This is a genomic window from Micromonospora sp. NPDC050397 (assembly GCF_044901685.1).
Lineage (GTDB): Bacteria > Actinomycetota > Actinomycetes > Mycobacteriales > Micromonosporaceae > Micromonospora_G.
Map to the genome: position 1 here is coordinate 1 of NZ_JBJDPS010000010.1, position 26960 is coordinate 26960.

Annotated in this window: 28 protein-coding genes; 13 read left to right on the top strand and 15 right to left on the bottom strand. The window is 72.2% G+C overall.

What is annotated here, in order from left to right; genetic code table 11:
* Nucleotides 1-160 precede the first annotated feature (160 nt).
* A complete protein-coding gene (locus tag ACI2K4_RS26195) occupies nt 161-676 on the bottom strand; it encodes a VOC family protein (protein WP_404515040.1) in 516 nt (171 codons plus the stop codon).
* Between the two features lie 129 nt (nt 677-805).
* Complete coding sequence (locus ACI2K4_RS26200; protein ID WP_404515042.1) at nt 806-1447, bottom strand: class I SAM-dependent DNA methyltransferase; 642 nt, start codon at nt 1445-1447, stop codon at nt 806-808.
* Nucleotides 1448-1552: 105 nt separating this feature from the next.
* Here ACI2K4_RS26200 and ACI2K4_RS26205 point away from each other — a divergent pair, with 105 nt between their 5' ends.
* Complete coding sequence (locus ACI2K4_RS26205) at nt 1553-2026, top strand: GNAT family N-acetyltransferase (protein ID WP_404515044.1); 474 nt, start codon at nt 1553-1555, stop codon at nt 2024-2026.
* 90 nt (nt 2027-2116) lie between these two features.
* On the opposite strand, the gene ACI2K4_RS26210 is transcribed toward ACI2K4_RS26205, so the two are convergent.
* On the bottom strand, nt 2117-2671 hold the full coding sequence (locus ACI2K4_RS26210) for a GNAT family N-acetyltransferase (protein WP_404515046.1): 555 nt from the start codon (nt 2669-2671) through the stop codon (nt 2117-2119).
* A gap of 106 nt (nt 2672-2777) precedes the next feature.
* Complete coding sequence (locus tag ACI2K4_RS26215; RefSeq protein ID WP_404515048.1) at nt 2778-3683, bottom strand: hypothetical protein; 906 nt, start codon at nt 3681-3683, stop codon at nt 2778-2780.
* 155 nt (nt 3684-3838) lie between these two features.
* Between ACI2K4_RS26215 and ACI2K4_RS26220 the strand changes: the two genes are divergently transcribed.
* Genes ACI2K4_RS26220 through ACI2K4_RS26235 form a run of 4 tightly spaced genes read left to right on the top strand, consistent with a single transcriptional unit; the run spans nt 3839 to nt 6147 of the window.
* Nucleotides 3839-4657: a hypothetical protein gene (locus ACI2K4_RS26220; protein WP_404515050.1), complete on the top strand. Its 819-nt coding sequence runs from the start codon at nt 3839-3841 to the stop codon at nt 4655-4657.
* A gap of 23 nt (nt 4658-4680) precedes the next feature.
* On the top strand, nt 4681-5355 hold the full coding sequence (locus ACI2K4_RS26225) for an MOSC domain-containing protein (RefSeq protein WP_404515052.1): 675 nt from the start codon (nt 4681-4683) through the stop codon (nt 5353-5355).
* 31 nt (nt 5356-5386) lie between these two features.
* Complete coding sequence (locus ACI2K4_RS26230; RefSeq protein ID WP_404515054.1) at nt 5387-5665, top strand: helix-turn-helix transcriptional regulator; 279 nt, start codon at nt 5387-5389, stop codon at nt 5663-5665.
* On the top strand, nt 5662-6147 hold the full coding sequence (locus ACI2K4_RS26235; RefSeq protein ID WP_404515056.1) for a hypothetical protein: 486 nt from the start codon (nt 5662-5664) through the stop codon (nt 6145-6147). The genes ACI2K4_RS26230 and ACI2K4_RS26235 overlap by 4 nt, the downstream gene beginning before the upstream one ends.
* A gap of 99 nt (nt 6148-6246) precedes the next feature.
* On the opposite strand, the gene ACI2K4_RS26240 is transcribed toward ACI2K4_RS26235, so the two are convergent.
* The 4 genes from ACI2K4_RS26240 to ACI2K4_RS26255 form a co-directional block, all read right to left on the bottom strand.
* Nucleotides 6247-6471, bottom strand: coding sequence for a DUF397 domain-containing protein (locus tag ACI2K4_RS26240; protein WP_404515058.1), 225 nt, complete (start codon nt 6469-6471; stop codon nt 6247-6249).
* A gap of 22 nt (nt 6472-6493) precedes the next feature.
* Complete coding sequence (locus ACI2K4_RS26245; RefSeq protein WP_404515060.1) at nt 6494-6787, bottom strand: Scr1 family TA system antitoxin-like transcriptional regulator; 294 nt, start codon at nt 6785-6787, stop codon at nt 6494-6496.
* 130 nt (nt 6788-6917) lie between these two features.
* Nucleotides 6918-7931 carry an NAD(+)/NADH kinase gene (locus ACI2K4_RS26250; protein ID WP_404515062.1) on the bottom strand — a complete coding sequence of 338 codons (1014 nt, stop codon included), beginning with the start codon at nt 7929-7931 and terminating at the stop codon, nt 6918-6920.
* A 171-nt stretch (nt 7932-8102) separates the two neighbouring features.
* Nucleotides 8103-8639, bottom strand: a complete 537-nt coding sequence (locus tag ACI2K4_RS26255; protein ID WP_404515064.1) for a hypothetical protein — start codon at nt 8637-8639, stop codon at nt 8103-8105.
* 78 nt (nt 8640-8717) lie between these two features.
* Here ACI2K4_RS26255 and ACI2K4_RS26260 point away from each other — a divergent pair, with 78 nt between their 5' ends.
* Nucleotides 8718-9632 (top strand): hypothetical protein, encoded by a 915-nt coding sequence (locus tag ACI2K4_RS26260; protein WP_404515066.1) that lies wholly within the window; start codon nt 8718-8720, stop codon nt 9630-9632.
* Nucleotides 9633-9645: 13 nt separating this feature from the next.
* Here ACI2K4_RS26260 and ACI2K4_RS26265 read toward each other — a convergent pair whose 3' ends face one another.
* The 5 genes from ACI2K4_RS26265 to ACI2K4_RS26285 are packed head-to-tail and all read right to left on the bottom strand — an operon-like array spanning nt 9646 to nt 14339.
* On the bottom strand, nt 9646-10362 hold the full coding sequence (locus tag ACI2K4_RS26265; RefSeq protein WP_404515068.1) for a hypothetical protein: 717 nt from the start codon (nt 10360-10362) through the stop codon (nt 9646-9648).
* A 17-nt stretch (nt 10363-10379) separates the two neighbouring features.
* Nucleotides 10380-11987, bottom strand: a complete 1608-nt coding sequence (locus ACI2K4_RS26270; protein ID WP_404515070.1) for a hypothetical protein — start codon at nt 11985-11987, stop codon at nt 10380-10382.
* Entirely contained in the window at nt 11984-12877 is an 894-nt protein-coding gene (locus ACI2K4_RS26275; protein ID WP_404515072.1) for an ATP-binding cassette domain-containing protein, read from the bottom strand. The genes ACI2K4_RS26270 and ACI2K4_RS26275 overlap by 4 nt, the downstream gene beginning before the upstream one ends.
* The gene (locus ACI2K4_RS26280) at nt 12874-13785 is read right to left on the bottom strand and encodes a hypothetical protein (RefSeq protein WP_404515074.1); all 912 of its coding nucleotides are present in this window, start codon (nt 13783-13785) and stop codon (nt 12874-12876) included. The genes ACI2K4_RS26275 and ACI2K4_RS26280 overlap by 4 nt, the downstream gene beginning before the upstream one ends.
* Nucleotides 13782-14339, bottom strand: a complete 558-nt coding sequence (locus ACI2K4_RS26285) for an RNA polymerase sigma factor (protein WP_404515076.1) — start codon at nt 14337-14339, stop codon at nt 13782-13784. Before ACI2K4_RS26285 ends, ACI2K4_RS26280 begins: the two co-directional genes overlap by 4 nt.
* Nucleotides 14340-14488: 149 nt before the next feature.
* Here ACI2K4_RS26285 and ACI2K4_RS26290 point away from each other — a divergent pair, with 149 nt between their 5' ends.
* The gene (locus tag ACI2K4_RS26290) at nt 14489-15085 is read left to right on the top strand and encodes a hypothetical protein (RefSeq protein WP_404515078.1); all 597 of its coding nucleotides are present in this window, start codon (nt 14489-14491) and stop codon (nt 15083-15085) included.
* On the opposite strand, the gene ACI2K4_RS26295 is transcribed toward ACI2K4_RS26290, so the two are convergent.
* Complete coding sequence (locus ACI2K4_RS26295; protein ID WP_404515080.1) at nt 15082-16005, bottom strand: DUF72 domain-containing protein; 924 nt, start codon at nt 16003-16005, stop codon at nt 15082-15084. The two genes, ACI2K4_RS26290 and ACI2K4_RS26295, sit on opposite strands and share 4 nt — an antisense overlap.
* Before the next feature lie 188 nt (nt 16006-16193).
* Between ACI2K4_RS26295 and ACI2K4_RS26300 the strand changes: the two genes are divergently transcribed.
* The 5 genes from ACI2K4_RS26300 (at nt 16194) to ACI2K4_RS26320 (ending at nt 21146) form a co-directional block, all read left to right on the top strand.
* The gene (locus ACI2K4_RS26300) at nt 16194-17393 is read left to right on the top strand and encodes a sensor histidine kinase (RefSeq protein WP_404515082.1); all 1200 of its coding nucleotides are present in this window, start codon (nt 16194-16196) and stop codon (nt 17391-17393) included.
* Nucleotides 17383-18561 (top strand): hypothetical protein, encoded by a 1179-nt coding sequence (locus ACI2K4_RS26305; protein WP_404515084.1) that lies wholly within the window; start codon nt 17383-17385, stop codon nt 18559-18561. Before ACI2K4_RS26300 ends, ACI2K4_RS26305 begins: the two co-directional genes overlap by 11 nt.
* A complete protein-coding gene (locus tag ACI2K4_RS26310) occupies nt 18531-19253 on the top strand; it encodes a response regulator (RefSeq protein ID WP_404515086.1) in 723 nt (240 codons plus the stop codon). The genes ACI2K4_RS26305 and ACI2K4_RS26310 overlap by 31 nt, the downstream gene beginning before the upstream one ends.
* Before the next feature lie 75 nt (nt 19254-19328).
* A complete protein-coding gene (locus ACI2K4_RS26315) occupies nt 19329-20159 on the top strand; it encodes a hypothetical protein (RefSeq protein ID WP_404515088.1) in 831 nt (276 codons plus the stop codon).
* Nucleotides 20160-20330: 171 nt separating this feature from the next.
* Nucleotides 20331-21146 (top strand): S1 family peptidase, encoded by an 816-nt coding sequence (locus tag ACI2K4_RS26320; protein WP_404515090.1) that lies wholly within the window; start codon nt 20331-20333, stop codon nt 21144-21146.
* A gap of 121 nt (nt 21147-21267) precedes the next feature.
* Here the strand turns inward: ACI2K4_RS26320 and ACI2K4_RS26325 are convergent, their stop codons facing one another.
* Complete coding sequence (locus ACI2K4_RS26325) at nt 21268-22842, bottom strand: alkaline phosphatase D family protein (protein WP_404515092.1); 1575 nt, start codon at nt 22840-22842, stop codon at nt 21268-21270.
* Between the two features lie 248 nt (nt 22843-23090).
* On the opposite strand from ACI2K4_RS26325, the gene ACI2K4_RS26330 reads away from it, so the two are divergent.
* Complete coding sequence (locus ACI2K4_RS26330) at nt 23091-26810, top strand: S8 family serine peptidase (RefSeq protein ID WP_404515094.1); 3720 nt, start codon at nt 23091-23093, stop codon at nt 26808-26810.
* The last annotated feature ends 150 nt before the right edge of the window (nt 26811-26960 follow it).

Below are 26960 nucleotides of genomic sequence, written 5' to 3' on the forward strand. Positions count from 1 at the left end.
GTAGGACCAAGGAGCGACGACGTCAGCGAGCGACCAACACGATTTTCAGCCCGGAACGGGCCACCTCGCCAGAGGCGACAAGGACTAACCCCCTCTCCCCCTCCCGCCTCCCCTCGCCCCTCTCCTCGCCGATCTAGGGCAGATCCGCGCTTACGGATCTTCAATCACGTCGATTCGCCCTAGATCGCGCGCTGGGGCTGGGGGGAGGAGGGGGGCGGGTGGGGGCGGGGGTGGGGCGGGTGCGGCCGATTGATTCGAGGATGCCGGTGGCTTGGCCGACCTCGATCAGGTAGTTGTCGGGGTCGCGGAGGTAGCAGCGGATCTCCACCCCGTGGTCCTTCGGCTCGGTGAGGAACTCGCCGCCGCGTGACCTCCACTGGTCGTACACCGCTCGCACGTCGTTGACCCGGATGTTCATCGCGCAGCCCAGGGTGTCCGAATCACGGGGTGCCCGCGCCTGCACGCTCGGCTTGTCGTCGGTCGGCCCACCCTCGGTGTTGATCACGATGTAGCTGTTGCGGAAGCGCAGGATGCACGGTTGACGTTCCCGGATGCAGACCGCGCCGAGCACGCGCTCGTAGAACTCCCGCGACCGGTCGACGTCCCGGACGATCAGCAGGGTGGTCAGCACCGCCCCGCCCTCGGGCTCGAAGTAGTCGGGCACGACCTCGGCCATCTCCACCCCCCGGACTCGGCACCCGCCCCCCTGGGTCGGCCCCTGCCGGATCCCCCGTGGGCGGGAAGTAAACCCCGGGCGGCGGCCAAGACCCGCGGTCGACCGGCACCGTACGGGCGGCTGCCGTGGTTACGCCGGCTTGTGTGCCAGTAGGTGTGCCTGCGCCACCTTCTCGCCCTCGTCCGGCTGCCGTACCAGGCGGGCGTCGACCACAAACCCGGCCTCGGCGAGCAGCTCCTCGATCCGCTCCGGCATCAACCGTTGGAAGACGAGCGAGAAGGTCAGCCCGAATGCCTCGGTCCGGTGCATCGCCTCGTCGCCGACCTGGAACCCGAGCAGCAGGTGGCCGCCCGGGGCCAGCACCCGGCGAAACTCGGCGAACACCTCGGGCAGCAGGGCCGGCGGGACATGGATGATCGAGTACCAGGCGACCAGGCCGGCGAGCGTCCCGTCGGCCAGGTCCAGCGCGGTCATCGTCCCCTCCTCGAATCGCAGCTTCGGGAAGTTCCGGCGGGCCAGGGCGACCATCTCCGGCGAGAGGTCGATACCTCGGATGTCCAGCCCGAGCCCGTCCAGGTACGCCGTCACCCGGCCCGGTCCGGAGCCCACCTCGATCACCGGGCCGTTCTCCGCCACGATCTCGGCGAAGGCGTTGAACATCGCCCGGGTCAGCGGCTTGGTGTCGGTCTCGGCGCCGAACATCTCGTCGTACGGAATCGCGATGGTGTTGTAGCCGGCGCGGGTGTCGGTCAGGAAGGTGGGTTCGTCCATGGTCGCCGAGACTAGTGCCGAGGCCTGGGGTCGGGTGTTCGAGCGTGACCGACCGAGGGTCATCCCGCCGGTGGTCTCCCCGACCGGCCGTACGAGGATCTGATTATGCAAGCGACTGTGCGACGGGCCACGGCCACGGACGCGCCGGCACTGGCCCGGCTGAACTGGCGCCACCGGGTCGAGGAAGGCGACCAGACCGTCACGCCCGGTACGGACCGGGCCACCTTCCTGGACTACTTCGCCTCCTGGATGGCCGACCACGTCAGCACCCACCTGCCGTTCGTGGCCGAGGTGGACGGCCGGCTGGCCGGCGTGGCCTGGTTGATGCTGGCCGAGCGGGTGCCGAGCCCGATGCGGTTGGACCGGCGCACCGGTGACGTCCAGTCCGTGTACGTCGTACCCGAACTGCGCGGACGCGGGATCGGCACGGCGTTGCTCGACGCCGTGCTGCACGAGGCGCGGGACCGGGAGTTGGAGCACGTGACCGTGCATTCGGGGACCCGTGCGGTGTCGCTCTACCTGCGCTCCGGTTTCCGGGACGGCCAGCGCTGGTTCCAGTGGCGACCGCCGGCCGACTGATCCTGGCCTCCCGGCCGGAACCGGCCGACTGATCCCGGCGGAGCCGGCCGACTGATCTCCCGCCCGGAGCCGGGCGGGAGCGGCGGTGACTCAGCGATGGGTACGAGCGAGCCACTCCGGCGCGAGCAGCGACCAGACCTCGGTGTCGTGCCGTACGCCCCGGTGCGGGAACCGTTCGCGCAGCACCCCGTCCAGGGTCATACCGAGCCGACGGGCGACGTTGCTGCTGGCGGTGTTCTCCGGGCTGGTCAGCCACTCGACCCGGTGGATGCCGCGTACGCGTACCGCCCAGTCGACCAGGTGACCGGCCGCCCGGGTGATCAGCCCTCGGCCCCGTGCGGCCGGCTCCGACCAGCAGCCGATCTCGCACGTTCCCGCGCCGAGGTCGAAGGAGACGAACATGACCCCGCCGACGAGTGTGCCGTCGAGCCAGAGGCCGTAGAGCCGACCGGCGTCACGGGCGGCGAGGTCGGCGTACCGCTGGAGGGTGGCACGGGCCGAGTCGAGGTCGGTGTTCCGGCTCGCCCACGGAATCCACGGGTCGACCGTGGCGCGCGCCCGGTCCAGGTGGGCGAGGAACTCCTCGGCCTGCCACGGTTCCAGCGGGCGCAGCTCCGCCCCGTCCGCCAACGTCGTCGTGAACATCCGCGAACCCTATCCGCCGGTCGGCCGGCGCGGCGACGGCTGGTCGGCCAGGGCAGCAACGGCTGGTCGGCCACCGGCGACGGCTAGTGGGTCGGGGCGGCGACGGCTAGTCGGTCAGGGCGGCGACGCCGTCGGGGCCGAGGACCGGCAGGTAGTCGGTCGGGTGATCGAGGCAGGAGGTGACCGGCGACTCGGCCGCCTCGATGATGTCGAGCAGCCGGTCGACCAGCGTCTCCGGGTCGGGACGCAGTTCCAGACAGAGCCGTACGTGCACCGCCCGCAGGGCCGAGCCGATCTCCTCGAAGTCCTCGTCGTCGCCCGCCTCGCCGAGCGATCCGAGCAGACCGTCGAAGCGGCGGGCGGCGTACTCGACGGTCGACAGGGTCTCCTCGGTCGCCGGGCGCTGGGCCACCACCTCCAACTCCTCGACGATCTGCTCGCCGGCTTTGAGCACGTCGTACGCGTCCCACCGGCCGCTGGTCGCCTCCGTCGCCAGCGAGTCGACCGTCTTACGCAACTCGTGCAGTTCGGCGTCGGTCGGCGCGGCCAGCTCTCCGGCGTACGTCAACAGTCGGGCCTCCAGCCGGCGGTCGGTGACCGCGTGCTCGGCGACCAGCATGGCCAACCGGCGGACCGGGAGGGTGGCGGCGACGTCGGCGAGCCGACGGACCTCGGGGTCGACCGCGACCGTCGACGGCGGCGTCGCAGTCGGTGACCAGTGGAAACCCTCACCGAGGGCGACGAGCGTCACCGCGACGGCGTGCGCGCAGAGCTCGTCCGGGTCGGTCTCCGGTCCGGCGCAGTCGCACTCGCTGCTGAAGGCCCGGTCGACCACGCCGACCCACACCTCGTACGCGGTCGCCCCGCCGTCGGTGTGCACGGCCGCGACCGCGCCCCCGTTCACCTCGACGACCCGGCCCAGCCTGCCGGCGGCGAGCAGCGCCTCCGCCTCGCGGAAGACCGCCGGCTCCACCGCACCCCGCACCGCGTCCACGTCGATCCTGACAACCATGCGCCCATTCAACCGCCCCCTCCCCCAGCAGAAGGAAGGGCCCCCTGTTATCGCTTTCGGTAGTACAAGGGCCCCCTATTAACACCCGTCGCGGTGCGCGGCGGCGCGACGGCGCGACGCGGTGGGTGGGTGATGGAGGGGTTAGCGTGGAGCGGGTGACACCAATGTGGACAGTGTGGCGACAGGACGACAACGGCAACCGGTTCCGGATGAGCGACCACGAGGACCGGATCGAAGCGTTGGCACGGGTGCTGACCTTCGAGGCGGGACCGGTACACAAGCAGACCTACTGGGTTTCGGGGCCACCCGGGCCGACCTGCCGGACCAACGGGGATCTCTACGGTCGCCTGGTCACCCAGGGACGGCGGATGAACGCCAGCGGGCGGAGCCTGGACGAGTTCCTACGCGCCTGGTGGCTGGTGAGCCGCCCGCTGGCCGACCGGGACAGGCTCGACCTCGACACCCTGGCCGTGATGATCACCGCAGCGGCGACCGTCACACCACCACCGACCCGACCGGGCTGGCGCACGGGACAGTTCCCCGGGAAGGAGGAACCCACGAGCTACGCCGACTGGGAGGCGATCGTGCTCTCCCAGATCGCCGACCTGGCCGACTTCGCCGACGAGGGGCCGCTCGACCAGTACGCGTACGGCGGGGTGAACGCGCCGCGCCCACCCGACCGCGTACGGGCGACCTACTGGCGCTGGTACAACCACGACCCCCAGAGCTACCTCGAATGCGGGGCGGCCGGCTCACTCGGCGGTTGGGACGACGCAGCCGACACGGGCGAGACGGGCGAGACGGGCAACGCAGGCGAGACGGAATGCGCGGGCAAGGCGGGAGGCGCCCGGGTAGCGGTGCCGGGGCCGGTGGTGTCGCTCACCGCCGAGCCAGGACCGGAGGTACGCGAAACCGCGTCGCTGAACTGGGGTGACCTCGCCGAGTTGGCGAGATGTGGCCAGGAATATGAGTAGCGCGTCCGCCTAGGGTCGAATGCATGGGGATCATTCTTTCGGTCAACCTTGCCGTGCCGGAGCCGAACAGCGCCAAGTCGGTCGGCGTCACCGGGATCAACAAGCGTCCGGTGCCGGGTCCGGTGCCGGTGCGCGCGCCCGGTCCGAAGACCACCGGACTGGGCAGCGGGCTGGTCGGCGACCAGATCTTCGACGTGAAGAACCACGGCGGCGACGACCAGGCGGTGTACGCGTACGCCCGGGAGGACTACGACTGGTGGGAGGTGGAGTTGGGGCGGTCGCTGCCCGGTGGTGTCTTCGGCGAGAACCTGACCACGGTCGGGCTCGACGTCAACGGCGCGTACATCGGTGAACGCTGGCGGATCGGCGCGGACCTGGTGTTGGAAACCACCTTCGGCCGGATCCCGTGTGCCACCTTCCAGCTCAAGATGGCCGAGCCGCACTGGGTGAAGCGCTTCACCCGCGAGGGGCGGCCCGGTGCGTACCTGCGGGTGGTCGAGCCGGGCGAGGTCCGCGCCGGTGACGAGGTACGCGTCACCGACCGCCCGGTACGGGGTGTGACGATCGCGGAGGGGTTCCGGGCCTGGATGTTGGAGCCGGAACTGCTGCCCCGACTCATCGAGGCGGACGGTGTGGCGGAGAACCTGAAGGAGGAGATCCGACAGTGGCTCGCCGCTCGTACCCGATCCAAGCGATGACACTTGCTCGTACCTGTTGTATATTTACAACATGTCGAGGTCAACGAGCGACAGTAGTGAGCCTCAGTTCTACAACCGCCTGACGGTGCTGCGGTCCGAGCGGGGCCTGAGTCGCAAGCAACTCGCCGAGGCGGTCGGGGTCCACTACCAGACCATCGGCTACCTGGAGCGCGGCGAATACAGCCCGAGTCTGGTGCTCTCCCTGCGCATCGCCGAGGTGTTCGGCCTGCCGATCGAGGCGATCTTCTCGCTGACGCCGTTCCGTCCCCTGTCCGAGCAGCTCTACGGCAATACCAAGGAGTCGTCGTGACCACCCTGACCCACGCCGAGCGTCGCGCCCGCGTACTGGACGACCCTCGCTTCGAGCGGTTCCGCAACCCCCGCTCCCGCCGCCTGCTCGCCGCCGGGCTGCTCGGCACCCTGGCGGTGGAGGCGGGGCTGCTCCTCCTGCTGCCACAACTGCCCACCTGGCTCTCCATCGGCATCTGCGCGCTGGTGGTCATCGGTGGGGTCGGCTTCCTCGGCACCCTCAAGGCCGCCACCCGGGGGCTGGAGGAGTTGCCAGAACACGCGCTCGACGAGCGGCAGGCGCAGGTGCGCGGCCGGGTCTACGCCGAGGCGTACCGGATCGGGTTCGCCCTGCTCACCGCCGGCCTGGCCACGGTCGCGCTCTGGGGAATGATCGACCTGCCCACGCCCGGTCCGGGCCTGGTCACCGCCGCGATCGTGGTGCCGTTCCACCTCGCCCTGGTCCTGCCGAACCTGGTCGCCGCGTTCCGCGCCGACGTCTGAGCCGCGACGCCGGGACCGCCCGCCACGCACCCGCGACCCGTGCCGGTCCGACGACCGGCACGGGTTCAGGCACGGGTACGCGCAACAGCGGCCCGACGGCTACGACCTGAGCCCCCGGCGCACGTCCACACTGACCACTCGCAGCCCGCTCAGGAACCGCGACCAGGACGACGGGGCAAAGACAAGCACGGGTCCCACCACATCCTTCGAGTCCCGTACGCCCACCACCTCGGCCAACCCGGCGACCTCGACACAGTTTGAGTCGTTGGCACCGCTGCGGCTGCTCTTGCGCCAGACAGCGCGGGCCGGGTCAGGGGCCTTCATGGCACGTCTCCTCGGGCTGCACTCACTTCGGGTAGTCGTCGGCCACCCGAGCAAGGAAGTCTCCGGACTCATCAGGATCAAGCGCCTTGGCCCGCAGGTGGTCGAACATGAGCCAATAGCGCTCGACCTGCATCTCCTTTTCCAGCAACAGAGTGCTGGTGTCGTTGCCGAGGTAGACCACCGTCGGATCGAGCACCGGGTCCGCGTAGTCCAGGATCGTGAACGGACCGCCCATCGCCGCGTGCGCACCCGCGTCGAGGGGCAGCACCTGCACCACGATGGCGGGATTGACGCACGCCTCAACGAGACGATTCACCTGTGCTGAGCAACCCAGGCACGTAGATGCTCTCGTACGAACTGATGGATGACGCCTCCGCCTCGAAGCCGACGTAGTCGTCCGGGAGTACGTCGCCGTACGAGTTCCACCGGCGTTCGAGCGTTGGCCGTCAGCGAGGCTCCTGACCCGTCGATCCGCTGTCCGCGATCGCGGCCGGGGCGCCGGCCAGGGAGAACTTCTCCCGCAGCCGGGAGTAGAAGTGCGACGGGCGGATCCGGACCAGCTTGGCCGGGGTCGCCGCAGGCTGCACGGTCACCCAGTCCCCCGGGTTCAGCACGCCGCGTAGCTGCCCGTCCACGCTCACCGCGACCGCGCCGGAGTGGTCGAGCACCCGTACCGAGACGGCCTCGTCGGCGGCCACCACCATGCTCCGGTTGAAGACCATGTGTGCCGCGACCGGGGTCAGCACCAGGGCGCGCAGCCGGGGCGACAGGACCGGTCCCCCGGCGGCGAAACTGTACGCGGTCGAACCGGTCGGGCTCGCCACCACCAGCGCGTCGGCGGAGTAGGACGTGAACAGGCTCTCGTCCAGGTAGACCCCGAGGCTCGCCTGCCGGTCCCGGGCCAGCTTCTCGAAGACGATGTCGTTGAGCGCGGTGATGTCCAGCGCCACCCCGGCCCGGTTGATCGGCTCCCCCGGCTCCCGCAGCGGCGGTGGGGGCAGCAGCGGACCGCGCCCGTACCGGAGCAGGTCCTGCATACCCTTCGGGATCTCCAGCGGGCGGGAGGCACAGAGCGTCAGCATCAACCGCTCGTCGAGCGCCACCTGCCCGGAGAAGAACGCGTCGAGCGCCGCGTCGATCTCGGCCGGCTCGACCTCGGTCAGGAAACCCACCCGGCCGACGTTGATGCCGAGCACCGGAACGCCGTCCTCGGCCGCGATCCGGGCGCCCCGCAGGAACGTACCGTCGCCACCGACCGTGACGACCAGGGCCGGGTGGCCGGCGGCCTCGGCCTCGTCGACCGCGTTGCGCCGGTGGCAGTGTGACCAGTCCGGGTCCCAGACGTCGATGTCACTGACCGTGACATCATGCGCGCCCGCCCACCGGCGGACGATCTCCGCCGCCTCGATCGCCGCCTCCCGGCCGGTGTGTGTCACCAGGCCGATCCGCTTGCGCTCCATGCTTCTGTCTCTCCTCCGTCGCCGCCGACCGACCCTCGTGCCGGCCGGCGGGGCCGGCGGCACACGGCCGATCACTTGCAGCTTACGGACCGGGCCGAGCCCGGGACGCCGCAGGCGAGCCGGGTACGCCGCAGGCGAGCCGGGTACGCGGGCGGTGAGCAGCCGGTCGGGTCACTCGTTGACGTCGAGGTTGATCACCACGCCCTGTGCGGCGCAGGCCCGTTGCAGGGCCAGCGCCCGGTCGGAGAGCTCCGGCAGCAGCGGCAGCACGTTCACCTCGTCGCCGTCGACCATCCGGGTCACCTGCCAGACCAGGTCCATTGTCCGCGTACCGTGCTCGCGCAGGGCCGCGAGGTCGGAGTCGGCGAACCCGTCGCGCAGCTCCCGGTACTCGGCCTCGGTCAACTGCTCCTGGTTGGCGCTGCCGCTGCGGGCGGCAAGCGACTCGCACGCGACGATCCCGGCGTCCTCCCGGACCACGTCCCAGACCGCGAGTCCGCCGAGCACCAGCACGAAGAGCGCCAGCAGGCCCGCACCGGCGATCACGTACGGCTTCGCCCGGTTACGGGTCGGAGCAACCTGCCCCGGCTCCCCCGCCGGGTACGGCTGCCCGGCCACCGGCACCGGGTACGTGTACCCGGTCCCCGGCCCGCCCCACCCCGGCTGACCGGTCGGACCCGGGTACGGCTGCTCGCCTCCCGGATTCACGTACGACCGGTCCGGATTCAGGTGTGATTGGTCCGGAGCCGGATGCGACTGGGCCGGGTGCGACTGAGCAGGGACCGGGTGCGGCTGGGCAGAGACCGGGTGCGGCTGAGTTGGGGCCGGGTGCGGCTGAGTTGGGGCCGGGTGCGGCTGGTCCGGTGCGGCGGTCGGCAGCGGCTGGCCGTCCGGGCCATGCTGGTCGGTCATCATGCTCCCCAGGTCGTGGTGCCGGTGCCCGCCGCCGAACAGCGGCGCACGGTACTGGAACGAGGGTGCCACACCACCGGGCCGACGATCGTCGATGATAGGCACGGATCTCGGATCGACCCTCGGAAGGAGATCGGGATGCAGGACGCTGGCGCGAACCGCTACGGGACCGGTTGGCACGACGAGTACGACCGGACGGGCTCGCCGCTGTCGCACCGGCTGCGACTGGTTCGGGACGAGCTGCGGCGGGCGCTCGCGTCGGCCGTACCGGGACCGATCCGGCTGGTCAGCGCCTGCGCCGGCCAGGGACGGGACGTGATCGGGGTGCTCGCCGACCATCCACGTCGGACCGACGTACGGGCCCGGCTGGTCGAGCTGGACCCGGAGAACGCCGCCCGAGCACGGGCGGACGCCGGGGCGGCCGGACTCGACGGACAGATCGAGGTGGTCGAGGCGGACGCCGGACTCGCCGACCCGTACGTGGGTGCCGTACCGGCGGAGATCGTGCTGATGTGCGGGGTCTTCGGCAACATCCCGGACGCCGACGTACGGGCCACCGTGGCCGCCCTGTCCCAGCTCTGCGCGCCGGACGCCTTCGTGATCTGGACCCGGCACCGGGGCGAGCCGGACCTGACCCCGACCCTGCGCCGGTGGTTCGCCGAGTCCGGTTGGCGCGAGTTAGCCTTCACCGCCCCCGACGAGCACCGGTTCAGCGTCGGCCTGCACCAACTGACCACCCCGCCGACGCCGATCGTCCCGGGCTCCCGCTACTTCTCGTTCAACCGCTGACAGGGCTTCCAGTTCAACCGCTGATGCGCCGGGCCAGGGCCGGGCCGAACCGCCGGACCGGCTCCCTGGCCGCCCAGGCGAGGCAGACCAGCGCGACGACCAGCAGGGCCGCCCAGCGGTCGTGGGCGGGCCCCCAGCGAGGGTCGTCCGGTTCGACGAAGAACACCAGCCGGGCCGGCAGCAGGTACAGCGTCACCAGTCCGACCAGCAGGCCCGGCCCGGCGACCACGCTGCCGACACCGCCGACACCGCCGACGCCGGTGCCGCCGGTGCCCCCACGGCGCCGGGCCAGGGCGGCCAGGCCGACGGCGAGGGCGACGATCGCCGCCGCCTCCACGGTGAGGTCCGCCACCGGCAGCGCCTGCCCGACGCCCGCCTCGGCGCCGCGAACCGTCACCGCGACCAGGGCGGCCCACCAAATGACCAGTCCCGGCAGCGCGACCAGCACCCGGAGCAGCCACCGCAGCGGCCGACCGGTCGGCACCACCTCGGTGCCGTACGCGGCCGGGTCGTCGAGCAGGAACGCGGCACCGAGCGCCCCGGCGACCATGGCGAACCGGAGCAGGGTGGTCAGGTCGGCCAGCGACAGCACCACCGGCAGGACGGCGGAAACCGTGACGAGCAGCAGCCCGACCGTGCCACCGGCGAACAGCGGGGTCCAGTTGATCGCGTACGCGGTGGGTCTGGCCAACGCGGCCAGCGTCGGCAGCACGGCCGGCGTCGGCGGCACGGTTGTCACACCCCCGCTCACGCGCTGCATACGGAACGCTCGTGCTCGGGCAGCTCCGGCGGCACCGGCACGCCGAAGATCTCACCGACCCGCTCGGTCGGGGTGTCCTTCGCGGCCAGTTCCGCCCAGTCACGTCGGACCAGGGCCGCCACCTCGTCGGCGGGTCGGCGCAGCAACTCCCAGGCCACCGTCATCTCGCGGTCGGGCACGCCCACCCCGGACCCGAAGGACAGTTCGCCGAACCGGACCCCGCCCCAGCTTTTTTCGTCGGCCAACCGCAGGCCGGCGGCGGTCTCCGGGGTGGCCTGCCCGGCCAGCCAGGCGACCAGGACCGCCCGGGAGCCGCAGAGCGAGCCGTGGCTGCCGGCGCCGGCCCGGGTCAGGATCTCGTACGCGACCAGTCCGGCGAAGCCGGCCTCCGCCTGGCCGTCCCCCCACCGGGTGCCGACGCTGATCGTGCTCGGGGTGCCCGCCTCGACGTCGGCGCGCCGCCACGAGTCGGCCCGCGCCTGCTGCTCCTCGGCGGTTGTCAGCAAGCCGCCGGCCGGGATCTCGGTCAGCCACATCCGCTGCCGTACCGCGAGGGGTGGATTGGCCGGCGCCTCCGGGACCCGCCGCAGCACACCCCGCAGGACCTCGTCCCAGGAGTCGATCCAGGGCACGAAGTCCGGGAAGGCGCAGTAGGTGACCCCGTCGCGCACCCGGCAGGTCTGCTGGTCGGCGGGATCTTCGACGGCGACGACCCGGGCGGCCCGTACCTCGTCCGGGACCGGGCGGGACTGAAGCGCACCGCCACCGACCAGCAACGCGAGCCCGAGCAGTCCCGCGGTGACGGCCCGCCGGCCGGCACCGGCCCGGACCATCGCCGCGACGGCGACCAGCGTGAGCAGGCCGGTCAGGTAGACCAGGTGCGCACCGGCCGGGCGGGCGACCAGGTCCACCGGGAGGGCGATCGACCGCTGCGCCACCGCCACCGGCGGGAGCCAGCGCAGCGGGTTCCGCTCGGACGTGCCGGCCAGGTCGGGAGCGAGGCTGGCGACGGCGAGTACGAGGACCGCGAGCGGCGCCACGACGACCGACCCGACCAGCCGGGCCAGCAGTACGCCGACCGCGCCGAGCAGCACCACCGCCACCGGTACGGTCAGCAGCTCGTCCGGGTCGAGCCGGCCGGCGGCACCGGGCAGCACCGCCGTCACGGTCAGCCGTACGGCCACCAGGACCGCGCTGAACAGCCCGAAGGCGGCACAGGCGAGCAGGTGCGCGGCGGTACGCCAGGCGGGCGGCAGGACGAGGGTGTCGTACAGGGCGGCGGTGTTGTGGCGACGTGGGCGCAGCACGGCGAAATTTCCGATCACCAGCGCGGCACCGCCGAGCACGAGTACGGCCAGCAACTGCACCGACCGGTCCTCGTCCTGGAGCACCGGGTACCGGTTGGCGGTGCCGGCCAGCCACCCGTACAGCCAGGGACCGAGGAAGATCAGCACGGCGGCGACGGTGACCGGGTGACGCAACGAACGGGCGGCCTCGACCCGGGCGAGCGCCAGCATGGCGGCCCGTCGGGCGGCACTGGTCGACGTGGCCCGGCCGGCCCCCCGCACCGGCCGGGTGTTCAGGGTGGTGGTCACGATCGGATCCCCTCGCCGGTAACGGCGGCGGCCGAGGCGTCGACCAGCATGAGATAACCGTCCTCCAGTGTCGGTTCGAGCAGTTCGGCGCCGGGTGGCGGGGCACCGATGTGCCGGTAGCGGCCGGTGCCCGTACGCCACGAGGCGAGCGTGCCCCCGGCCCGGTCGGCGCTGCTCCAGACCCGGCCGATCGCCAGCGCGGCGAGCTCGGTCGGGGTGCCCTCGAACTTCGTCGCCCCCCGGTCGAGTACGAGCACCTGCTGGCAGAGCGTCAGCACGTCCTCGGTCTGGTGGGTGGAGAGCAGGACCGCCCGCCCCTCACCCAGTTCGGCCACGAGTTCGCGGAACCGTAGCCGCCGCTCGGGGTCGAGACCGACCGTCGGCTCGTCCAGGATCAGCAGGTCCGGGTCACCGACCAGGGCCGCCGCGACCGCGACGCGCTGCCGCGTGCCGCCGGAGAGCGCCTTGATCTTCTTGCCCCGCTCGGCGTCCAGGCCGACCGTGGCCAGCACCCGCCGTACCTCCTCGTGCCGGTCGCGGCGGCGGGTCAACTCCTTCAGGATCGCCACGTAGTCGACGAACTCGAAGGCGGTGAAGTTCGGGTGGTAGCCCGGACTCTGCGGCAGGTACCCGATCCGGCGCCGTACGGCCAGCCGCCCCGGCCCGGTCCTCGGGTCGTGACCGAACATCGTCAGCTCGCCGTCGTCCGGCAGCAACGCGGTGGCCAGGATCCGCAGCAGGGTGGTCTTGCCGGCACCGTTCGGCCCGAGCAGTCCGGTCACCCCGTCGCGCAGGGTCAACGACACCTGTCGCAGGGCGAGGTTCCGGCCGTACCGCAGGGTCAGATCGGTGGCGCGGACCGCGACCTCGGTGGTCGGGGCGGTGGTCATGGTTTCCTCCAGGCTCCAGTGCGCGGGGCGCGGTCGAGTCGGCGTGGGGTGTCGAAGGCCGGCCGGAGCCGGGCGAGCGTGGCCGCCGCCAGCGCGGCGGTGACCGCGAGCGCGACCTGCCCGCCGGGCGCGAAGACCAGCGGGTCGGTGGGGTCCGGTCGGATCGTGCCGGCGAGCAGCACGGCCCAGCCGAGCCCGACCGCGACGGCGCCGCCGACCGGACCGAGTCGGGGCGTCAACGCGAGGCTGAGCAGCGTCAGCGCCAGCGCCGGCAGGAACCAGCCGAGCATCCGCAGGCCGTAGTCGGGCAGGCCGAGGCTGGCCAGCGCGCTCAGGCCGGTGGTCGCGGTCAACACCGCCGCGGTACGCAGCAACAGCAGGCGGAACGAGTGCGTCGGCGCCACCACCGTGATCTCGTACGTCGGGTCGACGCGCGGCCCGTACGAGGCGGCGACGCCGACCAGCGGCAGCAGCGGCGCCACCGCGAGGAAGACCAGCGGGTGGGCCAGGTTCGCCAGGGTGATGGTGAGCAGCAGGGTCACCGCCACCGCGATCAGCCAGGACAGCCGCAGCACCGGGGTGGCGGCGAGCAGGCGGGCGGTGTGGTCCGGCACCGCGAGCCGGAGCAGCAGGCGTTCGACCGGCCCGGGGACCGGTGCGTCGAGCGCGGCGTCGAGCCGGGCCCAGCCCTCGCGTACCGGTTCCGGGTCGCCGACCGCCGACAGCCGCGACCGACAGTCGGCACAGACCAGCAGGTGCGCGTCGGCCGACCAGAACAGCGGCGGCGGCAACCCGCCGTCGGCGTACCGCCCGAGCTCGTCGTCGGGTACGTGCCACAACGCGTCGCCCATCGCCGCCTCCCCCCGATCCTCGCCGGCTCCGGCGCCCATGCCGGCCCCCGCGCTCATGCCAGCTCCTGCCGTAGCTGCCGCCGGGCCCGCATCGCCCTGGTCTTCACCGTGCCGGCCGGGATGCCGAGCAGCACCGCCGCCTCCCCGGTGCTCAGCCCGTCGAGCACGGTCGCCTGGAGCACCGCCCGCAGTTCGGGTGAGAGCCGGTCCAGCGCCCCGGCGAGGTCACCGTGCTCGACCGCGAGCAGCACCTGTTCCTCCGCCGACGGGGCGTCCCGGAACCGGTACCGGGTCAGCAGCCGGGCCAGCCGCTCCCGGGCACCGTGGCCCCGCAGCGCGTCGACCAGGCGGCGGGAGCCGATCCGCCAGAGCCAGCCGGCGACGTCCCCGGTCGGCTGCTCGCGGTAGTTCGCACTCCCCCGCCAGATCGCCAGGAAGGTTTCCTGGACCACGTCGTCCACCAGGGAGGGATCCGCGCAGCGGTAGCGCAGCCGCAGCCGCAGCCAGCCCGCGTAGCGCCGGTAGAACAGCTCGAACGCGGACCGGTCACCGGCGCCGACCGACGCCAGCAGCTCGGCGTCGGTCGGTGGTTTCCCCGGCGGTACGGTCACACTCCCTCATCGATCCGAGGGCCACGAACGGTTCACTCGCCGTCCGGCTGGTCAACGGCCGACCCGGGACATGTCGTGACCGAAGATCCTTTCTTACGCCTACCTCAAATTGCTGGTCGGGATCAACCGGGACGCGTACAACTTGGGCCATGGAGACCGTCGACCGCTCCCCGGTGTGGTTGCTCGACGTCGACGGCGTGGTCAACGCGATCAGCCGGAGGCCGGACCGGAGCGTCTGGCCCCGCGACCGCTGGGTCAGCGGCACCGCGGTCTCGGCCGGGATCGAGTGGCCGATCCTCGCCGCCCAGCCGGTGCTCGACTTCATCCGGGAGGTGCACGAACGGGGCCGGGCCGAGGTCCGCTGGCACACCACCTGGCAGCACGACGCCCTGCACCTGGCCGAGTTGCTCGGGCTGCCGACCTTCGCCACCCAGGAGGCGCCCGAGTTCGCCGAGCGCGAGCAGGGGCTGGCCGGCGCCGCACCGGTCTCGGTGGGCCGGGGCTGGTGGAAGTATCCGGCGGCCGAGCGGGTGGTGCGCGACGAGCGCCGTCCGCTGGTCTGGACCGACGACGACGCGACCTGGGAGCTTCGTGGTCACGACAACGGCGAGGAGTTGGCCCGGCTGGCACCGACGCTGATCGTGTCCCCACCGGCGCACACCGGGTTGACCCCGAAGCACCTGCGCAACATCGACGCGTTCCTCGCCATCCAGGCACCGCTGCCGGGTGACCGGGGCGGCTTCTAGGAACGCTGCGGCACCAGCGTCCTCGGTCGCCCGTACCGGCCGTCGTCGCGTGGAGGCAGCAGTGACGCGAGCCGGGCGGCGTCGCGCTGTGCCTGGTCACCGCAGCAGTTGTTCATCAGCACGTGCAGTTCGTCGGTTTCCCTGGCGAACTCGCGCAGCCGGTCCGCCCACCGGGTCAGCTCGCCGTCGGCGTACGCGTACCGGAACTTCTCCTGTTTGTCGCCGCTGCCCCAGGCCGGGCTGTGGCCGTGGAACCGCACCACCGCCGGGTCGGCGGTGGCGAGCAGGACCGGCGGTACGGAGGACGTGTGCCCCTGTGGCATGTCGACGGCGACCATGGAGAGGTCGTTGCGGGCCAGGAAGCCGACGGTGTAGCGGGCGTTGTTGTTGTCGAGCCAGGAGCCGTGCCGGAATTCCACCGCGACCCTGGCCGGACGGCACCGCCGCGCCACCTCGACGATCCGCCGCTTGGCCGCCTCGCCGTAGCGCAGCCAGGGCGGGAACTGCAACAGTACGACGCCGAGCTTGCCGGCGTCGGCGAGCGGTCGCAGGACCGCCCGGAACCTGGCCCACAACTGCTCGTACGTCGCCTCGGGCAGGTCGCGGCGGCGTACCCGACCGTCCGGGTCGCCGGGTGGGCGCAGGTCCCGGGGCAGTGCGGAGACGGCGGTCGGGTGCCCGGTGAAGAGGCTGAACGCCTTGACGTCGAACCTGAAGTCCGGCGGGGTCCGCTCCACCCAGGCGGCGGCCGTCGACTCGGTCGGCAGTGCGTAGTAGGTGGTGTCCACTTCGACCAGGTCGAACCGGTCGGCGTAGTAGGCCAGTCGGCCGGCCGGGGTGTTCACCTCGCGCGGATACCAGCCCGAGGAGAGCAGCAGCCGGTCCGCCCAGGAGGACGTTCCTACCCGTATCTCGCTCATGCCCTGTTGTTCTCCATCCCGGACAGACCGAAACCGCCGGGCCGATTCTGGTCCGACCGACTTCCTTCGTCCGAACAACTTTCGTGGGCCGGGCGCTACGGTGGTCGAGGGGGGATTTGTGCTATTCTCCCCCGTCGATGTAATGGACGCCCGTCCAGTGGTCAGCCAGTCACCGGGGAGGACAGGCATTGACGATAGCCACTGCCCTCGGCTACGTGACCGGCGCCCCGGCAAACGGGGAGAAGCCGGCCGGAGACGCGTTGAACCAGGTCTTCGCGTTCTTTCCGGCCCTGCTGAGGCTGACCTGCGGCCTGGCCGGCGCGAGTGTGGCGCTGGCGGTACGGACCCCGCCGGTCGACACCCCACTGCTGGTCGTCACGACGATCGTGCTGACCGGCTGGTCACTGGTCTTCACCGGCTTGACCCTGGGACGCGGTCTGACCGCTCCGGTCATCCTGGTCGACCTCGCCCTCACCATCACCGCCTGCCTGCTGATCAACCGGCTGGTCGCCGCCGAGGTGCTGCCCGGCGAGGGGAGCTGGCTCGCCATCCTCGCCAGCACCTCGATCGTCGTCGCCCACTTCGGACTGCCCGCGTACCAGTCGATCCCGGCCGGGCTGGTCGTCACCTCGGCGTACGCCTTCGGCGCCCACCTCGCCGGCAACGACACCGAGGCGGTCGCCCACTCGCTGACGCTGATCATGCAGACCGTCTTCGGGGCGGGACTGGCGGCCCTCACCCGGCGCAGCAGCCGCGCGGCCGACGCGGCGTTCACCGACTACCAGCGTGCCTCCCGCGAAGTGCTGATCGCCCGCGCCGCCCGCGAGGCGGAACGCCAGCACAACCGCGACCTGCACGACACCGTGTTGTCGACGCTCACCGTGGTCGGGCTCGGCGCGGTCGCCGCCGGATCACCGATGCTCCGCGTACGCGCGGCGGCCGACCTGCGTACGCTGACCGCGCTGGCCACCTCCCGCGACCGGTCACCGCCGCTCCCCACCGCTCCGGTGGCGCTCGACGACCGGCTCCGGAACACCGTCACCGCCGCCGCTGCGCCGGACGTCTCGGTCGACCTGCACCCGTGCGCGGTGCCGACGGAGGTCGCCGACGCTCTCGCCGACAGTCTGGCCGAGGCACTGTCGAACGTGGCACGACACGCGCCGGGGGCGATGGTCTCGGTCCGGCTGCGCGGTGCCGACGGCGGCGCGGTCCGGGTCGAGGTGACCGACGACGGTCCGGGCTTCGATCCGCTGGCCGTCCCGCTGCACCGGTTCGGCCTGCGCGAGTCGATCCGGGGACGGATGGCGGCGGTCGGTGGTCGGGCCGAGGTCGAGTCCACCCTCGGGCACGGCACCCGGGTACGGCTGGAGTGGCCGAGTGCGCACTGAGCCGTACCTCCTCGACGAGGGACACAGCCCCACGCCGCCCCGGACCGTCACCCCGGTACGGGACGTGGTCGCCGACGTGGCCGCCACCGCCGACCGGGGCAGCCGGGTCGCGGCGGTGCTGATCGCCTTCGGCTGGCACCTGGTGATCAACGTACCGGCGGTGTTCGAGGGCTGGTCGGCGTACCGGTTCCCCTGGGTGGTCGCGGCGGGCTGGCTGGTTTTTGTCGCCGTGGGCGCGGTCTCCGCCGGCAACCTGCTGACCGGCACACCGAGCCCGACCTGGCGCCTGATCGCCGTCCTGCTGCTGGTCGAGGCGGTGGTGTTCGTCAACACGCCGGCCCCGCTGGTCTTCCAGCCGGCGAACTGGGGCTGGGGCACGCTCGGCTGGTTCGTCGTCCTGGTGCTCTGGGGACGACGGGTGATCGCCCTGGTCGCGGTCTTCGCCGTCGAGGCGACGATCGCACTGGTGGCGGTCCACCTCAACGGGCTCGGCGACGCCGCCGGCCTGAGCCGGTACGTGATGTACACCTACGGCACCGCGACCCTGCCGATCGCCTTCAGCGTGGCGGCGAGCGTGCTGCGCACCCTGGCCGCCCGGACCGCGCGTACGGCCACCGCACGGGCCGCGCTGGACGCCGAACGGGTCGCCGCCCAGCGTGCCCAGGCCGATCGGCAGGAACGGCTGGCGCTGGTCAGCCGGACGGCCGGCGCCGTCCTCGCCGAGCTGGCCGACGGGCGGGCCGACCCGACCGACCCGGCGGTGCAGCGCCGCTGCGCGCTGGAGGCGGCCCGGTTGCGGCGACTGATCGCCGAGTCCGACGACGTGCCCGACCCGCTGCTGCACGAACTGCGCGCCGCCGTGGACATCGCCGAACGCAACGGTCTGCCGGTCGAACTCGTCGCCGTGGGCACGCTGCCGGCGCTGCCCGTGCACGTACGCCGCAGGCTGGCCGAACCGTTGACCGCGACGCTCGCCTCGGCCCGGCGTTCGGCCCGGCTGACCGTGGTCGCGCAGCCGGACGAGGTGGTGGTCAGTCTGGTCACCTCGGCCACCGGCACCGATCCGGGCGGCTCGGCCGCCCCCGGCGACCCGGACGACGAAGTCGAGTACGTCTACGAGCGGGATGGGGATCAGGTATGGGCGCAGACCCGGTGGCGGGCCTCGTGAGCGATCCGGCGAAGCGCTTCACCGTCGCCATCGTCGACGACCACCCGGTCGTCGTCGAGGGCGTACGCTCCTGGCTCGCGCACGAACCACGGCTGACCGTGGTCGCCACCGGCGAGGACCCGGACGTGGTGCTCGCCCCGGACCAGCCGGTGGCCGACGTGATCATGCTGGACCTGCGGCTGCACGGACACCTGGTGCTGGACAAGGTCGCCGAGCTCGGTGCCGCCGGCCGCCGGGTGGTGGTCTACTCCGAACACACCGAGGCGGACGTCATCCTGGCCGTGCTCGACGCCGGGGCGGTGGCGTTCCTGGCCAAGCACGAGGGTCGGGAGCACTGCGTCGCGACGGTGCTCGCCGCCGCCAGCGACCGGGGCTACGTACCACCGGCGCTCGCCGGCGCCATCGTCGGCGACCGGCGCTCCGGCCGACCGGTGCTGTCGGAGAAGGAGCGGGAGGCGCTGCTGCTCTGGTTCCAGTCCATGTCGAAGGCATCGGTGGCCCGCCGGATGAACATCAGCGAGCACACCGTCAAGCAGTACGTCGACCGCGCCCGGATCAAGTACGCCCGGGCCGGACGGCCGGCCGCCACCAAGGCCGCTCTGCTCGCCCGCGCGATCGAGGACGGCCTCGTACGGGCAGAGGAGATCACCGACTACCGGTCATACGCCTCACCCGATCAGCCGACCCCCTAACGGCTGTCATGACTCAGCCCACCGGGTCGGCGAACCTGATCGGGAGGAAGTTCGTCAACAGGAGGCCCTTCGCCGATGAGCGACGACGCATCCCCGTACTTCGTCCGGCCGCACCGTTTCGACCAGCCCGACCACGACGACCGGGGCTATCCACAGCTCGACCGGGAACACCGGGTGGTACTTGACCCGGGTGAACGGTCCCTCTGGCACGGTCGGGTGAACGCGGCCGGCTACCTGCTCGGCCCGTCGCTGGGCAACGGCACCCTGCACTGGTCCCTGCCCCGACCGGTGGAGTTGACGGTCACCGACCGGCGGCTGGCGTTTGTCTGCGACGACTGGGACTTCGAGGAGGTGACCGTCGGCGGCCCGCCGCCCGGTCGCCCCCGGCACCGTCGTCGCGACCGCGCCGCCGGCCGGATCAGCACCGGCCAGATCCGTTGGCAGTGGCCGGGCAGGTTGCACCTGATGCCGGCCGAGCCGGCCACCGAGCACCGGCCGCAGCGGCCGGAACGGCTGTTGCTGGTCTGCGACAGCCTGCGGACGATCCGTCAGCCGGCGCTCGCCCTCGGTGCCGGTGGTGACCTGGGCCGACCCGGCGCCGCCCGGGAGCTGATCCAGCTCGTCCGCCGGGCGGTCGCCCAGTTCCGGCTCGCCCACCCCGGTACGCCGGAGATGTCGCCACAGGAGCGGGACATCCTCACCTCTCGGGCCTCCTCGGGGCAGCTCTCCGAGGGACTGTCCGATCCCCGCCGGGGCATCAGTCTTCCCGGGGCGATGGTCGTCGAGTTCACCCACAGGGACGACTATCACCGCCGGTCGACGCGGAGCTCCTTCTCCGCGCGCCGGGCGCCGCAGGCCGGCAGTGCCGGCCTGCGGCGCTCCCGGCAGCCCGGTTCCGCCTCCTGACCACCGCGCCGCCGTCCGTCGTCCGCGCGTCACCGCACCGCCCGTCGTCCGCGCGTCACCACTCTTTGTCCACGTGTTGGTGATCCGCCCGGCATGGGTAACGTCTGCCTGGTGCGGGTGACGGGACCTCTGTCGAGACAGGCACGTTCCGGCACCCGCCAGCAACGGCGGGTGATCTCCCTGCCACCGACCTCGATGGAGGATGTGGTGTCCCTGTCCCGCAAGACCAGGCTCTCACGGGCCGCCTCGGCGCTGGTGCCGCTGGTCGTGGCCATTCTGGCGGTGGCCCACGCCGGTCCGGCCAGCGCCATCGTCAACGGGCTCGACGTGTACCAGGGCCAGTACGAGTTCTCGGTGAAGTTGACCGCCACCGGCATCCCGACCCCGGACGGAGGACGCCGGGACAGTGCCTGCTCCGGCGCCCTGATCGCGCCGCAGTGGGTGATCACCGCGGGCCACTGCTTCCGTGACCTGAACGGCGTACCGGTCGAGTATCCGGTGGCCGACCTGACCACCGCGACGGTCGGCCGGGCGATCCTGTCCAGCGGAGCGGGCCACGTGGTCAAGGTGGTCGCGGTCCGCCAGTCGCCCAGCAACGACGTCGCCCTGGCCAAACTCGAGACGCCGATCACCGACGTCGCCCCGATCCGGCTGACCACGGTGGCACCGAAGGTCGGCGACGTCCTGCGGCTCACCGGTTACGGCGCCACGTCGGGCACCAACCAGGTGCCCTCCGACCGGCTCAAGACCGGACGGTTCACCGTCGCGACGGTCGACCCGACGACGATCGGCGTGACCGGGCTGGCACCGGCCCCCGACACCAGCGCGTGCCCGTGGGACTCGGGCGGGCCGTACTTCAGCGAGTACCGGGGTCGGGCCATTCTGTTCTCGGTGGAGAGCACCGGTCCGGACTGCCCGCACTCGTCGGCCGAGACCACGGCCCGGGTGGACGTCATCACCGGCTGGATCCGACAGGTCGTCGGCTGAACCGCTACGTCCGGGGCGGGGCTTCCGTCCCGGACGTACGGCAACCGTCCGGCTCCGGCCGGTCGGCCGGCGCCGCCGCACCCTCGGGTACGGCGGCGCCGTGGTTCGGGAACCGCTCGGTTCAGGAGAGCCGGTCCACCTGTACGCCCGGTCGACCACTCTCGACCACGAAGCTGGCGTGGGTGCTCACCGGCGCACCCGCCGTGGTGACGTACGGGACCACCCGGTAGTCGCTGCGCCACTCCTGCCGGTCGAGGGTGCAGCGCACGTAGCCGCGCCGCTGGTTGTAGTACTTCATGTGCGGGTTCGAGGCGAGCCACTCGGTGCCCCGGGCGTCCATGTCGGCGCCGTCGGCACCGGAGGTGATCGAGGTGCCGAGGAACTCGACGCCGACCGTACGCGACGCCGGGTCGTCGAAGTCCTGCTTGAGGTCGGCCACCATGCTGCAGTGGGCGTCCCCGGTCACCACCACCATGTTGTCGATCCGCCGCTGGGCCACCCGGTCGAAGATCCGCTGCCGGGCCGGCTCGTACCCGTTCCAGTTGTCCATCGGCAGCAGCAGCCCCGGACCGGGGTCCCGGTCGGCGCGGGCCATCACGGTCTGCTGGGCCAGGACGTTCCAGGTCGCCCGCGAGTTGGTGAGGCCGTCGAGCAGCCACTTCTCCTGCTCCGCGCCGAGCATCGAGCGGGACGGGTCGAGCGCGTCGGCACAGCCGGTGGAGGAGCCACCGCCACAGACCTGGTCGTCGCGGTACTGCCGGCCGTCGAGCACGTTGAACTCGGCGAGCTGGCCGTACCGGAGCCGCCGGTAGAGCCGCATGTCGGCACCGCGCGGCAGGGCCGCCCGACGCAGCGGCAGGTGCTCGTAGTACGCCTGGTACGCGGCGGCCCGGCGCTGCCGGAAGCTCTCCGGCGACTGGTTCGCGTCCTCGGAGATCTCGTCGGCGTAGTTGTTCTCCACCTCGTGGTCGTCCCAGGTGACCGCCCACGGGAACCGGCCGTGCGCGGCCTGGAGGTCGGGATCGGTCTTGTACTGGGCGTGCCGTACCCGGTAGTCGGCGAGCGAGAAGATCTCCGCCGCCGGCAGGTGCGCCCGCCCGATGGTGCCGGCCGCCGGACCCTCGTAGATGTAGTCGCCGAGGTGTACGACCAGGTCGAGGTCCTCCTCCAACATGTGCCGGTACGGGGTGAAGTGGCCGGTCGGGTAGTTCTGGCAGGAGACGAAGGCAAAGGCCATGCTGTTCGGCCGGGCCCGGAAGTCGGGGGCGGTCCTGGTCCGGCCGACCGGGCTGATCTCGTCACCGGCCCGGAAGCGGTAGAAGTACTCGCGGTCGGCGCGCAGTCCGTCCACCTCCGCGTGCACCGAGTGCCCCAGTTCGGGGGTGGCCAGTTCCAGGCCCCGCCGCGCGATCCGACGGAAGCGCGGGTCCTCGGCGACCTCCCACCACACCGGCACGACCCGGCGGGGCATTCCGCCGAGGCCGTCGGCGGCGAGTGCGTCCGGCGCCAGCCGGGTCCAGAGGACAACGCCGTCCGGCAGTGGGTCGCCCGAGGCGACACCCAGGGTGAACAGGTCGGCGGGAAGCTTGCCGGTGGCCTGGGCCGGGGCGGCGGAGAGACCGGCCACCGCCGCCGCGAGCCCGGCGCCGGCGGCTCCGGTGAGGCCGAGGAATCCGCGTCGATCGAGGAAGGACATGAGGAGTTGCTCCTTCGGTCAGACATACGAAGATCAACCCCGATCCTTCGGAGTACGGGTGAGGCACGGGTTGCCCCTCGGTGGACGACCGGCGGCCATCCCGGGGACACCCGCCGACACCGCCCTCGGCGGAACCCGCGGTGGCCAGACTGCGCCATGTCGCAACGACGCCACTCGATCTTGATGCCGGTGTAACAGATCGGTCGGATGCTCTTTGCCAACATCCACTGACCAAAGGGAAAAATCCGTTGCCTCGTCTGACACGTACCCGCAGGCCAGGGCTGATCGCCCTCGGTGCGGTCGCGGCCCTGGCCGTGGGCGTCACCCCGCCCGCCGCAGCCGCACCCGCCGGCCCGGTCCCACCACACGGCCCGGTAACCGCACCGCCCCCGGCCGGCGGAAACTCGCACAGCGTCACACTGATCACCGGCGACCGGGTCACCGTCGGCACCGCCGCCGACGGCAGCGCCCTGCGCTCGGTCGAAGGTCCCGGCGGCCGGACGGCCAGCTTCCATCGGGCGGTCGTGGACGGCGCGCTCTACGTCTACCCGGACGCCGCGCTGCCGTACGTCACGTCGGGGCTGCTCGACCGGCGACTGTTCAACGTGACCCAACTGATCGCCGACGGCTACGACGACGCGCACACCGACCGGCTACCGCTGATCGTGCGCTACACCGACGCCGCCGCCCGCGCCCGGACCACCGCACCCGTGGCCGGCTCCACCGTGCTACGCCCGCTGACCAGCGTCCAGGGTGCCGCTCTGGCACAGGAACGGGACCAGGCACCCGCCTTCTGGTCCGCGCTGACCGGCTCACCGACCGGCGACACCACCCGACGTACGGCGAGCGACGCGTCGTTCACCAGCGGCATCGCGAAGGTGTGGCTCGACGGGCGGGTCACCGCCGACCTGGCCGACTCGACCGCGCAGATCGGCGCCCAGAAGGTCTGGGCCGGCGGCAACACCGCCACCGGGGTCCCGGTCGCGGTGCTCGACACCGGGGTTGACACCGAGCACCCGGACCTGGCCGGACAGATCGCGAACAGCACCAGCTTCGTGCCGTACGAGGAGGTGACCGACTACAACGGCCACGGTACGCACGTCGCCTCCACCATCGCCGGCAGCGGCGCCGCCGCCGACGGGCAGGAGAAGGGCGTCGCCCCCGGCGCCAGACTGCACGTCGGCAAGGTCCTCGACGGCGAGGGCCGGGGCCAGGACTCCTGGATCATCGCCGGCATGGAGTGGGCCGCCCGCCAGGAGAAGGCCAGAATCGTCAGCATGAGCCTGGGCGGCGGCGCGACCGGCGACACCGACCCGATGACCGAGGCGGTCGAACGGCTCAGCGCCGAGACCGGCGCCCTCTTCGTGGTCGCCGCCGGCAACAGCGGCCCGCAGAGCATCGGCAGCCCCGGCACGGCCGACTCCGCGCTCACCGTCGGCGCGGTCGATTCCACCGACCAGCTCGCCGACTTCTCCAGCCAGGGTCCGAGCGTCGGTGACGGCGGGCTCAAGCCGGAGATCACCGCACCCGGCGTCGACATCCTCGCCGCCCGCTCCCACCACGTACGCGGCTCCGGTTACTACACCACCATGAGCGGCACCTCGATGGCCACCCCGCACGTCGCCGGGGCCGCCGCGCTGGTGCTCGCCGCCCACCCGGACTGGACCGGCCAACAGGTCAAGCAGGCCCTGGTGAGCAGCGCCAAGGCCACCCCGGCGTACAGCCCGTACCAGGCCGGTGGCGGGCGGGTCGACGTGGACGCGGCGGTCCGCGCCACCGTCTTCGCCACCGCCAGCGCCTCCTCCGGCTTCCACCCCTGGCCGCCGAAGCCCGGCGACACCGACGTCAGGCAGGTGACGTACACCAACGTCGGCGACGCGGCGGTCACCCTCGACCTGACCGTCGACGGCACCGCCCCGGCCGGGCTCTTCACCCTCTCCACCAACCGGGTCACCGTGCCCGCGCACGGCACCGGGACGGTCACCCTCACCGCCACCCTCGACCTGCTCCCGGTCGACCGGGCGATCAGCGGCACGATCCAGGCCAGGGACAACACCGGTACGCTCCGCGCCCGCACCCTCGTCGGCGCGGTACGCGAGGGACAGCGGCAGAACCTGACCGTGGTCGCCACCGACCGCTCCGGCAAACCCCTCTCCGGCAAGGTCATCGTCACCGCCAAGAACCTCTTCACCGCGATCGACCTCGACGCCTCCGGCACCGGCACGCTCCGGCTCCCGGTCGGCAGCTACAGCGGCTGGCTCGGCGCGGACGTACAGGGCGCCAACGGTCCGCACTCGCTCGGTGCGGCGGTGCTCCCCTTCAACGACGTCAAACTCGACCGGGACCGGACCGTCACCCTGGACGGCACCCAACTGCGCCGAATCCAGGCGTACGTACCGAAGGACGCCACCCCGTCCGCCGTGCGGCTCGACATCCACCGCTCGTTCGCCGACAGCCTGGTCGAAAGCTCGGGCCTGCCCGGCGACGGGTACGACAGCATCTGGGCGCTGCCCACCGGGAAGAAGGTGACCGACGGCGCGTTCGAGATCGGCGCCCGCTTCCGCCTGGAACAGCCGGCGCTGGTTGTCGGCACCGGGTCGCGTACCTATGACGACCTGCGGGTGAAGCGGGCGGCGACGCCGCTGCCCACCGGCACCACCGAGCTGCCGGCCGTCTTCGCCGCCGACGGAACCGCCGCCGACCTGGACAAACGCGACGTACGCGGCAAGGTGGCCGTGGTCCGCCGCAGCGACGGCATCACCATCGCCGAGCAGGCGGCGGGCGCCGCGACCGCCGGGGCGAAACTGCTCCTGGTCGTGAACGACGGTGTCGGCCGGCTCGACCCGTGGGACGAGAACCCGTGGACCCCGGAGAGCCCCGCCCCGGTGACCGTGGCCACCCTCACCGCCGACGAGGGCGCGGAGCTGATCGGCCGGTTGCGCCGGGGCCCGGTCCCGCTGACCGTCACCTCCAACCCCACCACCGACTACCTCTACGACGTGGTGCACCACTGGACCGGCTCGGTCCCGGCGAACCCGACCTGGCGCTCCACCGCTAAGGACCTGGCCCGGGTCGACGTGCAGTTCCGCAACTTCCGGCCGGGCAAGGCGATGGAGTTCCGCCCCGACGTCTGGCGCGGCTGGGCGGTCGGCAACCAGGTCACCGCGCCCGCCCAGGGCGACCGGACCGACTGGGTCACCGCCGACGTCGACTGGCTCGACGACGCCCACATTCTCGGCGAGACCGGCCAGCACCTGATCGGGGTCGCCCGCTACCCCGTCGGCCCGACCAGCAGGGTGAGCTGGTTCGGCCCGATCCAGCGCCCCCGGATGGGCCCGATCGGCTACCAGCCGATCCGCTACCTCGACGCCGTCTACATCCCGGTGCCGGGCTGGGGCGCCTCCGGCGCCGGTTACGTCGGCGAGGCCCGGGGCAACTACGACGTCCGGAACTGGGCCGCGCTCTACCAGGGCGACCGGCAACTCAGGTGGGGCAACGCCGAATACCTGCCGGTCAGCGGGCTCGCCCCGGAACGGCTGCCGTACCGGCTGGTGGTCGACAACGACCGGGCCGACTGGCCGAACCCGTACTCCACCCACACGTTGACCGAGTGGAGCTTCACCTCGGCCGCCACCGGGGCGGAGAAGGAGGAGCCGCTGCCGCTGATCCAGCTCGACTACGGCGTGCAGACCGACAACGCCGGCAAGGCGACCCGGCGTACGGAGCTGACCGTCGCCGCGTCGCACCTGCCCGGTGTCACCGCCGGCATCCGGCAACTCGCCCTGGAGGTCTCCTACGACGACGGGTCGACCTGGCAGCGAGCCAAGCTGACCCAGGGCCAGGGCGGCTGGTCCACCACCCTGAAGGCGCCGGCCACGGCACAGTTCGTCACGCTGCGCACCAGCGCCACGGACAGCGCCGGCAACACCGTCGCGCAGACCCTCACCCGGGCCTTCGGCCTGCGCTGAGCACTCCCTGACGTAGTAGTCGGGCGGGGCCGCACCCGGCGGCCCCGCCCGTACGCCCACCGACGCCGCCAAAGCGCATCGGGAAATGCGATTGCCACGAACCCGAGCGACGCTTACCTTATAAAAGCAAGCCGAACACCACTCCGAGAA